Genomic DNA, 14567 nt, shown 5'->3' with positions numbered 1-14567 from the left:
GCTGATGAGGGTGATCTGGCTGGTGCCAGGTTCTGTCCTTGAACGGGCTTGATGGGGCAGATTGCGCCCCGTTACTGTGTGACGTATGTGCGGCGGTCCTGCAGGGTCTGGGCAAAGATGCTTTCGTACTGGTCCAGCATCAGGTCCAGGTTCATCAACGACGCGACACTGTTGCGTGCCTGGCTGCCGAGGCGTGCCAGCAGTTCCGGTTGCTGGTGCAGCTTGAGCATTGCCAGCCCCAACGAGTCCGGGTCATCGGGGCTGCACAGCAGACCGTTTAGAGGTTCCTGAATGATTTCCGTCAACCCGCCCATGCGGCTGGCGATGACGGGCAGGGCATGTGCGCAGGCCTCGACGGCCACCATGCCGAACGGCTCATTCCACAGGGAGGGGACGATTGCCACGTCGATCTGGCGGTAGAAGTCTTCGGGCCTCTGGACGCCGACAAAGCTGATGTCCGGTGATGTGGCCATGGCCCTGAAATGCTTTTCATCGGCCGCCTGTCCACGCCCGGCAATCTGCAGGGTGGCTTTGAACGGCAGGTGCTGAAACTGATCAATCAACCATCCCAGCCCCTTGTTTGTGGACAGCGTGCCCAGGTAACCGAAGCGCAACGGGGCGTCATCGATGGGGGCTCTGGGCTGCCCGGAAATCGGCGGGGTGAAGGGGCTGGCGTTATGCACCACGTAACCCCGCGCGCCTTTGAAATAGCCCTGCGCCTGCAAGGTGTCGAGCATGAAGCGGCTGACACCAACGACCGTGTCGACCTGTTCTGACAGCTGTGCATGATTGCTGCGCAACTGCGAGCACATCGTGCATTGGCGCTGACAGCTATGACCCTTCTTGAACATGGTGCTGGCCGGGCAGAGCAAGTAAAAGTCATGCAGGACCTGCACGATCGGGCGATTGGCCCCGGTTATTTCGTCCCACGCCGACACCGACCAGCCGGTCAGGTTATGGCACACCACCAGCTCCGGCTGCTCCAGTTCCACCACTCGCCTCACGTACTCGCGCATGCCGGCGTTGTAGCGATCGCGCCAGTGCCAGGCAAGCCGCGCCAGACGGCCCGGACGCTGGGCGATGAAGTGCCAGTACCGGTTGAGCAGGCCGGCGCGATAGACCTTGACCCGATTGACCTCTGCCAGCTGCAGGCCGGGCCGATCGGTGGTGGCCAGCACGGCGACGCTGTGTCCACGTTGCTGCAAGCCCTCGACAGTACGTTGCAGAATGATCTCTGCGCCGCCGCCGATATCGGGCGCATAAAGGCTGCTGATAAACAGTATCTTCATAACGGGTAGGCCTTGTTCAGGCCCAGCCTGCTGGCTTCCCCATCGTGAATGGCGTCGTTGATCAGGTTCAGACGCGCGTCGGCGTCATAGCGCCAGGCATACAGGCTCAACAGGCAGAGAAACACCTGGCGATTGAGTCGGTAGAGCAGGGGGGAGGACGCCCAGATATGCCGGTCGAACCACGCCTGGTTACGCGCGGCGTAATAAGCGCGCAGGTCCGATCCGCCCGACAGGTAGCTTTCATAGACGTTGCGGGTGCGCGCCTTGATGTTCCATGAGTCCTCGAGATCCTCCAGCAGCGCTTCGGGTACCAGAAATACCTTCCCGCCACCGTCGGTAATGCGCCAGGTGTATTCGGTGTCATCGCTGTACAGCTTGAGTGCGTCCAGTGGCAGGCCGATTTTCTTGTACAGGCTGCGATGGGCCAGCAACCCCCCGTAGGTAGCGAAAGGAAGCTGTACCCGTTCCGGCATGGCCACGCTGGCCCCCGGCTTTCCCCAAGGCAGGCGTCGCCAGATCTTGTATGGCAACTGGGCGATGTGAAAGCCGAAGAAGCTCGAGCGCCGCTGAATGGCGTAACGTAGCGGTACACCCGCGGCGATGTCCGCTTGATGCGTGGGGCGAAAGCCGAGCACTGCGCAATTGTCCCGGCCGTCGATCGTTTCCCGTTCTTGTAGAGACCGGTGCAATACCTCAATGGCATGAGCGGTCGGTGCGTTATCGTCGTCCATCAGCCAGATGTACTCGTCGCCGTTCTCCAGCGCGGCCTTGATGCCGGTCGAATAGCCGTTGGCCGAGCCGGTGTTGTCAGGCAGCCAGATCACCTGAACCCGCTCGGGCCACTTATCGCACAGCGCCTGTAATGGTGCGACGGAAGCGTTGCTGACAATGATCACACGACCAATCAGCGGGCTTTCCAGCGAGCGGCTGATCAATGTGTGCAGATAGCTGAAACGGTCACCATAGGTGAGCGTCACCAGGGTGGTCTGGTGGGGCATGGTGGGGTTCCGGGGGCAGTGGAAGCAGACGGACGACGCATGTTTCAGGCACGCGCCTGAGGTAGTTCCATGCAAGTGCGGCAGGCCTTTACGCGCGGGCTTCGAGCCTTGACAGGCTGCTGATGGGCAATACCACTTTTTGCTGGCGTTGCAGCATGTTGAGCAGAATCACCGCACGCTCGGTGCCGTCTTCGCTCAGAAAGATGGCTTCCACATCACTCCAGCTGCCCGTCGTGATCATTACCGGATCACCCTGAATAAATCGTGCTTTGGGCGCAGGTGCGGAGAGCCGCTGGCGGATCTGCTCGATCAGATGATCGCGAACCGGCACCGGGTGTCCGCCGAACGTCACGATGCGCGAGACGCCACGGGTGGAGCGAATCGGGTACCAGTTGTCCTGTACCTGATCCATCTGAATGAACAGGTAGCCGGGAAACAAAGGCTCGTCGGCCTGAACCCTGGCAGCGGTTTTTTTCGCATCGACCTGCAACGGTCGGTAGCACTGGAAATGCTGGCGTCGCAAATGCTCTTCGGCGCGGGCTTCCTGACGCGGTTTGGTCTGGATCAGATACCAGCGAGCGTCCTGGGCGGAGAGGGCCATGATTAATTCCTTTTAAATGAAACAGCGCAGTGAACGGCAGGCGTCAATACGGGTTATCGGGGCGCAGGGTGGTAGTTGTAGCCATAGGCTGCGTAGTCGTAATCGGACGTCGTGGCCTTGCGCACCACTGCGTTGAAAATGGCACCCTTGATCAGAATTCCGTTCTGGCCCAGCCTGCGTTTGCAGGCCTCGATTTCCTGGACGGTGGTCATGCCGAAACGGGCAACCAGCAGGCAGGTGCCTGCCTGGCGACCCACCAGTGTCGCGTCGGTCACGGCAAGGATGGGTGGCGTGTCGATCAGAATCAGGTCATACAGCGGCGACAATTCGGCCAGCATCCTGTTGAAGTTGTCATGCATCAGCAGTTCCGAGGGGTTGGGCGCGGCGAAACCACATGAGATGAAATCCAGATGCCGGACCCGCGTCTGATGGATGACTTCGGTGCACCTCAAGCGGGCGGCCAGCGTGTCGGACAGACCGTGTTTGGGCTGCAGGCCAAAGAGCCTATGCAGGTAGCCTTTGCGCATATCGGCATCGATCAACAGGACGCGCCTGCCGGTCTGGGCAATGATGGTTGCCAGATTGCTCGATACAAACGATTTGCCGGCGCCTGGTGTCGGGCTCGATATCATCAGTACGTTGTTGCGCGCCTCCAGCATGGCGAAGTGCAAGCTGGTACGCAGGCTGCGCAGCGATTCGATGGCCAGCTCGCCAGGTGCGGCAATGCTCAGCAGTCTTGAGTCCTTGCTGTCCTGATCGCGCTTTTCCAGGCGTTCCTGCTGCCGCGAGTGAGGCAATGATGCGTAGACCGGCATGCCCAGACTTTCGATGACTTCGGCGCTCTCGATGCCCCGATAGAATGCCTGGCGCACGAATACGATGATCATTGCGACCAGTGCACCGATCAGCGTAGCGATCAGCACAATCAGCGTCTTCATGGGTTTGACGGGTCTTTCGACGTTGGTATCGGCGTTGTCGATGACCCGCACATTACCAATGCTGCCAGCACGCAGAATGTCCTGCTCCTGACTCTTGTTGAGCATCAATGTGTAGGTCTGGCTGATGACCTGCATGTCGCGGGTCAGACGCAGCAACTCCTGCTGGGTCATGGGCAGCGCGTCGATCTTCTTCAACAGACCTTGTTTCTGTTGTTCCAGCTGGTTCATCTGGCTCATCAGGCTGCGATAGGTCGGGTGCTCACGGGTGTACAACCGTTCCAGCTCTACGCGCCTGAGTTTCAGTTCGGAAAGCATCGAGTCGAGGCTGACCACCTGATCAAGCACGCCTTTGGTTTCGATGCTCAGGTCCACCGACCTGGCGCTGGTCTGGAAGGTGTTCAGCGCAGTCTCCGCGTCCTCCAGCTGTTTGCGCACGGCAGGCAACTGCGAGCGTAGAAACTGCAGCCGCTGCGCGGCCTCGGCCGAACTGCGCTCTACGTTCTGGCGTACATAAAGATGGCTGACCTCGTCGAGAATCCGGTTGGCCCGCTGTGCGTCCTGGTCCTCGATGGACAGGTAGATGATGCCCGAGTCCCGGCCGGCTTCGGCGATTTTCAACCGGTTCTGATAAACCAGCGCGGTGCTGAGCGTGCGCTGTCTGGAGACACTGAAATCGGTGCCGGGATGTGCCCGCAGCGCAGCGACCTGAATCTTCACCCCGTTGCCTTCGACAATGCGGTTGATGGTGCCGCCAAGCAGCAGATTGTGCTCGTTATCGTAGAGCGAAAACTGGCCAGGCTTGCCCGCGGTTAGGGTGAGTTTTTCGCCTAGCAGGTGCTCCGGCACTTCCAGTTGGAATACCTCGATTTTCTCGCCACCCCACGCGTATTGCGTCAGGCCGAATAAAGGCTGAGCCAATTCACCGTCGCGCACCGGCTTGAAGGTGCGATATAGATAGGGGCCGATCACCGGAAAGAAGTCGGGTGTCTGGAGCGTACTGAGCTTCAGATCGTCGACGACCTTGCCCAACAATGCGCGCGACTTGATCAGCTCGATCTCGGTGGTCGCCTGTGACACTGACAATGGCTTGGCGCTGACCTCCGGGGTGCCCTCGATGCCGATTTTTCGGGGCTCTATCTGAATCATGGCGGTGGCCTGATACACCGGCGTGGCCAGAATGGCGTAGCCCAGGCCGATCAGAAAAAACAGGCTGACGGTCCACAGGATCAGCGCTTTGTGATCGAACAGCATGCGCAGGACCGCTGCCAGATCAATCCGGGAGTCCTGGTGGAAATCCAGCGAAGGACGGTTCATGGCGGTCATTTATCCTGTTGCTCCTGACTGAAAATGAGGAAGCCAGTCGTCAATGCAGCGTGAGAGCTGCGCGTAGGTCTGTTCAAAGGCTGATGCGGGACGTCGGTAAGGGTCGGCGATGTCGAGCGGGTGTTGCCATTTACCGATCAGAAAGGCTTTGCCGCGTACTTCGGGTGCAAGTTTGAGGACGTCGGCAAAATGTGCCTGCTCCATCAGCAGAATCAGGTCAGCCTGGCGTAGCAGCTCACGGCTCATCTGCCGAGCTGCATGGCGCTGAGGCTGTACCCGGTGCGTTTGCAGAACCTGCCGAGCCGCCGGGTCGATGGACGAACCTGACAGCGCGGCGATGCCTGCCGACTGAACGCGCACCTGCGTGGCCTCCAAGCGTTGATGCAGTATCGCGACGGCCATCGGGCTGCGGCAGATGTTGCCGACGCACAACACCAGTACGTTACTGAACATGTGCTTTGCCACTGGTCTGGAACAGGCGTCTGCTCAGGTTGACGACAACATTGCCGGCCACTTTCCACAACGTCTGCAGTTTGTGGCGGGGGGCGAGCGCGGCCAGCGAGAGGCACACCGTCTGCATCAGGAAGTGTTCGTACAGGGGCTGATTGCCCAGACGATTGTAATAGTTGGCCAGGCTTGAACAGGTCTGCAGGTTCATATGCAATTTGCGTTTGTCGCTGCGCATGGAAAACACGCCGCCGGGGTGCAGCCGATAGGCAGCCGGCTTGATCTGCGCCATGAACTTGCCTTTGCCGTAAGCCCCCAGCAACGACCACCAGCACATATCGTTCAACGGTGCTCCGCACATGCTCAATTCGGGCGGCATTGTGCTGAATACATTGCGAAAGCAGACGGTCAGGGTCGACAGGCGTCTGGCCTTTTGCAGCTCCAGCGCCGTAGCGTCGCTGCGCAGCAGGCCTTGCAGCTGCACGCCATACTGGCCGTGTTCGTCGAAGGCGAACGCATCGTGATAGGTGATGACGTAATCGGCATGGTTCTCGAGAAAGTCCACTTGCAACTGCAGCTTTCGCGGATCAGTCCAGTAATCGTCGGCTTCGCAGTAGGCGATATAACGGCCCCGGGCTTCAGCGAACAGGCCCGGAACGCAAGGCGCGCCCTGACTGTACTGATTGACCTGCTGATAGAAGGGCCGAATGATCGTCGGATGCCGCTCGGCGTAGTGCGCAATGATGCGTGCAGTGCCGTCCGTGGATGCATCGTCGTTGATCAGGATTTCGAACCTGAAATCGGTCTGCTGTGACAGAAACCCGTCCAGTGCCTGAGCAATGAAGGCCTCCTGGTTGTAGGCGGGGCATATGATGCTCAGCAACGGCGGTGCCATGCAGGCCTCGTCGGTATTTTTTGCAGTGTCGTCCATGGCTCAGGTACTCGGTTTGCTGAACAAAACATAGATTTTCGACGCCAGCGGTCTATGGCTTGCCGCTACCAGTGTCAGAGTGACAAGACCACTGGCGGCGAGCGCCAGCAGCAGGCTGCCACGGCTTTGATCGGCAATCAGATGGAACACAGGCGCGCTGATCGCCAGGCCCGCAGCGGTCATCGCACTGATCCGCAGAATGTCGCTCAACCATTGGCGATGAAGGCCCGGTGCCAGGTGCCGATGGACGATGACGGGCCATATGGCGAAGGACGTCGCACGCAGAAAAAACCACGCCAGCGCTGCGCCGTAAACGCCTTGATAATGGATAGCCACAAACATTACAGGCACGCTGATCAGTGTCGAAATCACGCTGTACCACAGGTGCAAGTGCATTCGGCCATGGGCGTATTGCAGGTAGAACTGAAAAGCACTGGCGGCCATGATTGCGCTGCCCAGCGCGTACCAGCCCAGCACCGGTCCACTCCAGCGCGCGGCGGCGTCATCACCCGTCCAGGCGATAATCAGCGGTTCGGCATACAGGGCAATGACCGCTGCCAGCGGGAACAGAAAGGTACAGGCAAGGCGATTGGCTGCCAGAAACAACGTGTGCATGTCGTCGCGTCTACCTTCGGCCATCAACACGGTCAGGCGCGGCAAGAGCGTCTGAACCAGCGGGTTGCTCAGCATCACGATGCCAGTGGCGATCAACGCAACCAGTGAAAAGTAGCCGTACTGATCCAGCGGCAGCAGATTCGACAGCAGCACCTTGTCCACCTGAGTCAGCACAATCCACAGCACTGCGCTCAACGACAGGCTGGCGGCGAAGGGCATCAGCGGCTTGACCAGTTGCCAGTCCAGGCCGGTCAGCCAGTGTGGCGCAGGCATCTGGCTGCGGGCTTTGCTGGCAAATAGCAGGGCTTCGAGCAGCCCGACTACAAGCTGAAATATAAAAAAGTCCTGTGGGTCCCGGGAAAACTGACTGACCAGCAGCAAGCCGCCGAAGTAGCGCAGCGTTGCAATCGACACATTCGCAACGTTCAGCCAGGCGTGCTGCTCAAGGCCCTGTATGGCGCTTTTATAGAGTGTCGAATACAGGCGCAAGGCGATGACGATGCCCATCAGGGTGATGCACTGCGCCAGTGTGTCGGGTTGCAGCGTATTGGCGTTCAACCACTGTGCTGCGATCCAGGTGCTGGCGACATGGATAAGCAGCCCGCAGAGCATCGCGATGGGCAGAAATATCAGTTCGAATGAGCGCAGCAGACGACCCAGGCTTTGTTCGCTCACGGGAGTGCCTTGCTGATGTGCCACCGCGCGCACCAGGCTGGGGGACAACCCTGCGTCCAGCAGTTGCAGCCAGGCTTGCAGCAGGGTGAAGAAACCGATCAGGCCGTAGACCTCGGCACCCAGATGGCCGAGATAAAACGGCATGATCAGAATCCCGACCAGCATTACATAGGCCTGTCCGCTGTAGTTCAGGACGGTGTTGCGAATGATCGAACGGCTGCGAATAATCGGGCGGTTGCGAATGACCGGGGTTGTGCCAGGCATGATAGTCAGCAGACCCCGGCAGCGGAGCAAGCCGGGTAGTCCGTATCAGTCACACCACAGGTTTCGATCAGCGTGCGGATGACCAGGTCCTGCTCGCTTCTCAGCAGGCCGGGATAGATCGGCAGGCACAGCACTCGTTCGCTCAATGCTCTGGACACAGGCTGGCCGGGCTGTGGCTGCAGGTATTCAAGGGTGTCCAGTGAGGGGTAAAAGTACCGGCGTGGGTTGATCTTGCGCAGGTTGAGTGCCGTGCGCACCGTCAACAGCTGTTGCTCGTTATGCAGCGCCACCGGGTAATAGCTGTTATTGAGTTCGCTGTCGGCCTGGGGTTGTTGCAGATCCAGGTAACTTTCCAGTGCTGATGTATAGCGGTGAGCGATTTGCGCGCGCTCTTCAAGGATGTTGCCGATGTTGTCGAGAATGCACAGCCCCATGGCTGCGGAGAATTCATTGAGCTTGGCATTGATGCCGATGCCGTCGATTCGGTCTACTCCCGATATGCCAAAGTTGCACATCAGGTGGGCGCTTCTGGCCAGTTCGTCGTCGTTGGTGATGATCGCGCCGCCTTCGATCGTGTGAAACAGTTTGGTGGCGTGAAAGCTCAGGGTGCTGATATCGCCATGGTTGAGCACCGACTGGCCTGCATGGCGCACGGCAAATGCATGTGCGCCGTCATAGATCACCTTGAGCTTATGTTCACGGGCAATTTGCTGAATGGCTTCTACGTCGCAAGGATTGCCAAACACGTGGGTGCCCACGATTGCTGTGGTGTCTTCGGCGATGCTGCGCTTTATGTGCTGCGGCGAGATATTCCAGGTGTCCGGATCGATATCGGCAAAGACCGGGCGAATACCTTCCCATTGCAGCGAGCTGCTGGTGGCGACGAAACTGAATGGCGTTGTAACGGCGCTGCCGCTCAAGCCCAGAGCCCGATAGGCAACCTGCAGGGCCAGGGTGCCATTGTTGGTCAGAATAATGTGTTTGACGCCCAGATAGTCCTTGAGCCGGTCCGTCAGTTCCCTGGCCAGCGGGCCGTGATTGGTCAGCCAGCCACGGGCGTAGATACCTTCGACGTAGCGTTTGAACTGGTCGATATCACCCAGATACGTCTTGGTCACATTAATCATCGAAGCCTCCATGTTTCTCTGAATCGGGGTGTTGCCGAGTGGGTGACCGGACATCTTTTTTTGCGTGCAGGCGCTGCATTGCTTCAGGCAACGCTACCGCCACACCGAACGTGTTCAGCACTTTAAAAATAGAATGGGGAGTCAACAGACATCCGCCGGCGCCTGATGAGCACCGCGGAAATAACTGACAGCGTGGGACGGAACAGCGGTCGACTTCGGCTTGATTATCCCGACGCTATGCTCTGCGGCATGTGCGTGACAACGGAATGCGCCTGACGGTCCTATATATCGGTGGCGGCAGGGTGTCTGTCAAATTGTTTCGTCAGCTTTCTGTTATATTTTTGATAAATGGTAGAGTAGATTTTATAACTATATGATTTATAAGGGTGTCAAAAAAATATCATCCTTCATGTGTATTTAAATGGCACGCTGAACGCGCTCTGCAAGACGACAATAAGTCATCGGATTTTACAATATCGACCTGCTTATATTTCTAATTGTTATATATAAATATTAATTGATAATTTTTGGTTCTATCTGGTTTGGTGCATGATCGTGTTCACGGACTGCAAGCAGGGGAACGAACATGAAAGAGCCAGCGCTGTATTTTGATTACGCCGCCACTACACCTGTGGACGAGCGTGTTATCAGGGTCATGGTTGATTGTCTGGGTGTGGCAGGCAATTTTGGCAACCCTGCATCCAGCGCTCATTCATTCGGACAAAAGGCCCGCGTTGCGGTAGAGATTGCCCGTGAGCAGGTTGCCCATCTGGTGGGTGCTCAGGCCTCGCAGATCATCTGGACGTCCGGTGCCACCGAATCCAGCAATCTGGCACTCAAGGGCGTGGTTCAAGAGCGCGCGAAGAGGCAGGCAGCATTCGCCGGAGGCAGGTCCGGCCATATCATCACCAGTCAGATCGAACACAAGGCAACCCTTGATACTGCCCGACAACTTGAGGAAGAAGGCGCCGAGGTTACCTGGCTGGCACCGGACAGCGATGGCCTGATCAGTGCCAATGCGGTCAGTGCTGCTTTGCGCGATGATACGTTTCTGGTCTCGCTGATGCTGGTCAACAACGAACTGGGTACGGTCAACGACATCGCGGAAATCGGCAGGCGGGTACGGGCTCACGGCGCGTTGTTGCACGTCGACGCTGCGCAGGGCGCTGGCAAGTTGCCGATTGACCTGAGCCAGCTTGAAGTAGACCTGATGTCGCTTTCTGCACACAAAATCTATGGGCCCAAAGGGATTGGCGCGCTGTATGTCGGCCCGCGCGCGCAGCAACGGGTTCTCGCCCAGATTCATGGGGGCGGGCACGAGTGTGGGCTGCGCTCCGGTACCCTGGCGACGCATCAGATTGCCGGGATGGGCGCGGCCTTTGCCCTGGCGGCCGAAGTGCTTGAAGAAGAGGTTGTTGAAATACAGCGGCTCAATCGCCTTCTTTGTGAGCGACTGGCCGATATTCCGGGGGTGTGTATCAACGGCAGTCCCACCCAGCGGATTGCCCACACCCTCAGTTTTACGTTTACCCACAACGATCTCGACATAGCAGCGCTGGGCGACAGACTTGCCTTCTCTTCCACCTCGGCCTGTAACTCGGCAAAAAACTTGCCTTCACACGTCCTGCTGGCTCTGGGACTGAGTCCGCAGGCTGCCGGCCAGACCATACGTCTGAGCCTGGGGCGCTTCACGCGTGATCAGGATATCGAGCGTGCGGCCGATTCGATTCATGCCTGTCTGATTCAGCCAGCGTTTTGGGCGGTTGCTCAGTCTCGATGAGTGCTCCATTATCTGAACCGGTGAAAGCAGTCAATTTCCGGGTCAGCAGGAGAGTCAATGAGCACGCAATCCAATGCCAGTTCAGAAGTGGCAGAACGTTTGGCGCAAACCCGCGCCTTGATGAGCAGGGAGCGCATCGATGCCTATCTGGTGCCGTCAGCGGATCCGCACCTCTCCGAATACCTGCCCGGCTATTGGCAGGGACGCCAGTGGCTGTCCGGTTTTCACGGCTCGGTCGGTACACTGATCATTACCCAGGACTTTGCAGGCATATGGGCTGACAGTCGCTATTGGGAGCAGGCAACCAAGGAACTGGCAGGTAGCGGTATCGAACTGGTAAAACTGTTGCCCGGCCAGCAGGGTCCGCTTGAATGGCTGGCAGACGAAGCCAAAGCCGAAAGTGTGGTTGCCGTTGACGGGGCGGTCCTGGCCGTTGCCTCTTCGCGCACCCTTGCAAGCAGGCTTTACGCGCGCGGTGCCCGCCTGCGTACGGATATCGATCTGCTCACCGAGCTTTGGCAGGATCGTCCTGCCTTGCCGTCTCACCCAATCTACGAACACTTGCCCCCTCAGGCATCTCTGGACCGTGCTGAAAAACTGGCTCGTGTTCGCCAGATCGTTGCCGAGCGAAACGCTGACTGGCACTTCATCGCAACACTGGATGACATAGCCTGGCTGTTCAATCTGCGTGGCGCTGACGTTTCCTACAATCCGGTTTTCATCGCCTTCGCCCTGATCGGCCCGCATAGCGTCACGCTGTTCGTGGACTCACGGAAAGTGCCGGACTCGGTGCGTTCGCGTCTGGAGCGCGACGGTATCAATCTCATGGAGTACACGCAGATTGGCGCAGCCTTGCGCGAGCTGCCGAAAGACGCACGACTGCTGGTTGATCCGGCGCGTGTTACCTGCGGCTTGCTCGATTACCTGGACAGTGAAGTCACGCTGGTCGAAGGGCTTAATCCGAGTACGCTGCTGAAATCGCAAAAAACCGAGACCGATGCCGGTCATATCCGTCAGGCAATGGAGCAGGATGGTGCGGCACTCTGTGAGTTCTTCGCCTGGCTGGACAGCGCGCTGGGACGTGAGCCCATCAGCGAAGTGACGATTGATGAAAAGCTTACTCAGGCACGGGAGCGACGTCCGGGATATGTTTCACCCAGCTTTGCAACTATTGCAGGTTTCAATGCCAACGGTGCGATGCCGCATTACCGTGCGACTGAAGCGGAGCATGCGCAGATCGAAGGTGATGGATTGCTGTTGATCGACTCGGGCGGTCAATACCTTGGCGGCACCACCGATATCACGCGCATGGTTGCGATCGGCACGCCGAGTGCCGAGCAGAAGCACGACTGTACTCGGGTTCTCAAAGGCGTTATCGCGTTATCGCGCACTCATTTTCCCAAGGGCATTCTGTCGCCGTTGCTGGATGCCATTGCCCGGGCGCCAATCTGGAGTGAAGGCGTCAACTACGGTCATGGCACCGGGCATGGCGTCGGGTATTTTCTGAACGTCCACGAGGGGCCACAAGTCATTGCCTATCAGGCACCTGCAACGCCGCAGACGGCGATGCTGCCGGGCATGATCACGTCCATTGAGCCCGGTACTTACCGGCCCGGACGGTGGGGTGTGCGTATCGAAAACCTGGTGATTAACCAGGAAGCGGGCACTACCGAATTCGGCGAGTTCCTGCGCTTTGAAACCCTGACGCTGTGCCCGATCGATACGCGTTGCATCGAGGTCTCGATGTTGAACGAGGAAGAGCGCACCTGGCTGAACGATTACCACGCTCAGGTTCTCGCGAGGTTAAGCCCTCTACTGCAGGGTACAGCGCTGTTGTGGTTGCAGGCACGCACGGTCGCTGTCTGATCTTGGATGGATCGAAGCGAGTTGCCGCAGGCTCAGTCCTGCGGTAACGGATCCGTCAGTGGTGTGCTTTTTCTGCAGACGATAATCATGCTGCGGCTGGTATAACCAGCGGGGTTGAGGCCGAACGGATAGTCTTCCGGCTCTTCGGTGGCATCGCCCGATTTTGCGATGACCTTAAACGTCCTTGACGCACAGGCGTTGGTCGCAAGCTCATAGCATTTGGCCCAGGAAGACGTCAGGCCAGAGCAGTTGATGTGAATGCCGCGCTTGCTTTGCTTGACGGGCTTGGATGTAGCTGCACAACCTGCCACAGCCAACATGGCCAATACGATAAAAATGTATTTCATTCCTTTCCTTAGCGGGCCATTGCTGATCGCGATCCATCCGGTTGACTGGATCATGAGTCGGTAAAACTGTGACGCAGAACTCTCGAACATGAGTAGGTCAGGCGTAAACATGGCGCATGCGCTCAACAAATGCTAGTGCCATGTCGCTTCTTGACCTTGTGACTGCGTGGTCAGTTCAGTCGGCGGGGACCAATTGAGGTTTTGTGTTCGCAGAACCAAGGGTGGCGCCGATGGATGCGAAGATGATTGCGCCAATTGCCAGCCATTGGGTCAGTGAAAGGCTCTCGTGAAGAAACACCAGACCTGATAGCGCTGCGAAGACAGGTTCCAGACTTGCCAGCGTGCCGAATGTGCGCGCCGACATTCGCGTCAGGGCGATCATTTCCAGGCTGTAGGGCAGGGCGGTCGACAGAATGGCGACACCCAGTGCTGCCGGTATCAGTGAAATGTCCAGTAATGCAGAGCCTGCGTGTATCACGCCGACAGGTCCGATGAAGAGTGCGGCAATCATCACGCCAAGCGCGGCGGTCTGTACGCCGTTGTCTGCACCTGCCTTATGCCCGAACACTATATAAGCGGCCCAGCACACCCCGGCCCCGAGAGCATAAGCAGCGCCGACCAGATCAATCGCTTCGTTCGAGGTCCCGAGGGGGATCAATAGTAATAAGCCGATGACTGCCAGAGAAACCCATAAAAAATCGATGGGCTTGCGCGAAGACAGCAGAGCTACAGCCAGTGGGCCGGTGAACTCCAGCGCGACCGCGATTCCCAGAGGTACAGTCTGCAACGACATATAGAAGAGGAGGTTCATGCTGCCCAGCGCAATGCCATAGATCACCACAGTGTGTAGCGATTTTGCGGTCAGATTCGCTCGCCACGGGCGCAGGATGGCGATAAGGATAAGGCTCGCAAATACCAGCCTCAAGGTCGTGGTGCCTTGCGCGCCCACTACGGGGAAAAGACTCTTTGCCAGCGACGCGCCGCTTTGAATGGAGATCATGGCGATCATCAGCAGCCCCAAAGGGAAAAGGGCGGCCGCTATAGTGTGGGGTTTCTCAGACATTTCGGTTGTACATCCTGGGGGTGATCCGGGTGCTGGTAAGCGGACATGATGCGCAACAATCGATGCGTGGGCAATATATTGCGCAATCTTTGCTTTCCCTTCTATATAGGTAATCACGAAACGGGCAATTTCGGTGTTTTTGAAATTAACGGTTGACGCCCTCTGTGAGGTGTCTATAATTCGCCCCACTTCCGGCGCAGACGGAAAAGAAAAAGCCTTGTAGATCAATAGTTTACAGGGGTTTGGAGTGAGGAGTCAGCGAGGAAGGAGGTCGAGTCAGCAGTGATCGACAGCGGTGAGAAA

12 protein-coding genes are annotated in these 14567 nt (G+C 58.0%); 2 read left to right on the top strand and 10 right to left on the bottom strand.

What is annotated here, in order from left to right; translation table 11 throughout:
* Positions 1-71: 71 nt before the first annotated feature.
* The 8 genes from AO068_RS17805 to AO068_RS17770 form a co-directional block, all read right to left on the bottom strand.
* Positions 72-1289: a glycosyltransferase family 4 protein gene (locus AO068_RS17805; RefSeq protein ID WP_058401902.1), complete on the bottom strand. Its 1218-nt coding sequence runs from the start codon at positions 1287-1289 to the stop codon at positions 72-74.
* Complete coding sequence (locus tag AO068_RS17800; protein WP_058401903.1) at positions 1286-2287, bottom strand: glycosyltransferase; 1002 nt, start codon at positions 2285-2287, stop codon at positions 1286-1288. The genes AO068_RS17805 and AO068_RS17800 overlap by 4 nt, the downstream gene beginning before the upstream one ends.
* Before the next feature lie 88 nt (positions 2288-2375).
* On the bottom strand, positions 2376-2888 hold the full coding sequence (gene rfaH, locus AO068_RS17795; protein WP_058401904.1) for a transcription/translation regulatory transformer protein RfaH: 513 nt from the start codon (positions 2886-2888) through the stop codon (positions 2376-2378).
* A gap of 53 nt (positions 2889-2941) precedes the next feature.
* A complete protein-coding gene (locus tag AO068_RS17790) occupies positions 2942-5149 on the bottom strand; it encodes a polysaccharide biosynthesis tyrosine autokinase (RefSeq protein WP_058409024.1) in 2208 nt (735 codons plus the stop codon).
* Positions 5150-5602 (bottom strand): low molecular weight protein-tyrosine-phosphatase, encoded by a 453-nt coding sequence (locus tag AO068_RS17785; protein WP_058409023.1) that lies wholly within the window; start codon positions 5600-5602, stop codon positions 5150-5152.
* Entirely contained in the window at positions 5592-6527 is a 936-nt protein-coding gene (locus tag AO068_RS17780; protein ID WP_058409022.1) for a glycosyltransferase family 2 protein, read from the bottom strand. The genes AO068_RS17785 and AO068_RS17780 overlap by 11 nt, the downstream gene beginning before the upstream one ends.
* A gap of 3 nt (positions 6528-6530) precedes the next feature.
* Positions 6531-8081: a lipopolysaccharide biosynthesis protein gene (locus AO068_RS17775; RefSeq protein WP_058409119.1), complete on the bottom strand. Its 1551-nt coding sequence runs from the start codon at positions 8079-8081 to the stop codon at positions 6531-6533.
* 5 nt (positions 8082-8086) lie between these two features.
* Positions 8087-9208 (bottom strand): DegT/DnrJ/EryC1/StrS family aminotransferase, encoded by a 1122-nt coding sequence (locus AO068_RS17770; RefSeq protein WP_058409021.1) that lies wholly within the window; start codon positions 9206-9208, stop codon positions 8087-8089.
* Positions 9209-9794: 586 nt separating this feature from the next.
* Between AO068_RS17770 and AO068_RS17765 the strand changes: the two genes are divergently transcribed.
* Positions 9795-10988, top strand: coding sequence for a cysteine desulfurase family protein (locus AO068_RS17765; protein WP_058409020.1), 1194 nt, complete (start codon positions 9795-9797; stop codon positions 10986-10988).
* Between the two features lie 57 nt (positions 10989-11045).
* Positions 11046-12854, top strand: coding sequence for an aminopeptidase P family protein (locus AO068_RS17760; protein WP_057455775.1), 1809 nt, complete (start codon positions 11046-11048; stop codon positions 12852-12854).
* A 32-nt stretch (positions 12855-12886) separates the two neighbouring features.
* On the opposite strand, the gene AO068_RS17755 is transcribed toward AO068_RS17760, so the two are convergent.
* Entirely contained in the window at positions 12887-13201 is a 315-nt protein-coding gene (locus tag AO068_RS17755) for a hypothetical protein (RefSeq protein ID WP_002554031.1), read from the bottom strand.
* Positions 13202-13376: 175 nt separating this feature from the next.
* The gene (gene rhtA, locus AO068_RS17750) at positions 13377-14264 is read right to left on the bottom strand and encodes a threonine/homoserine exporter RhtA (RefSeq protein WP_058409019.1); all 888 of its coding nucleotides are present in this window, start codon (positions 14262-14264) and stop codon (positions 13377-13379) included.
* Positions 14265-14567 lie beyond the last annotated feature (303 nt).

The organism is Pseudomonas sp. ICMP 3272 (assembly GCF_001466905.1).
GTDB classification, from domain to species: Bacteria; Pseudomonadota; Gammaproteobacteria; order Pseudomonadales; family Pseudomonadaceae; genus Aquipseudomonas; species Aquipseudomonas amygdali.
Note: the sequence above shows the minus strand (reverse complement) of the source record. Positions and strands in the feature narration are given on the sequence as shown.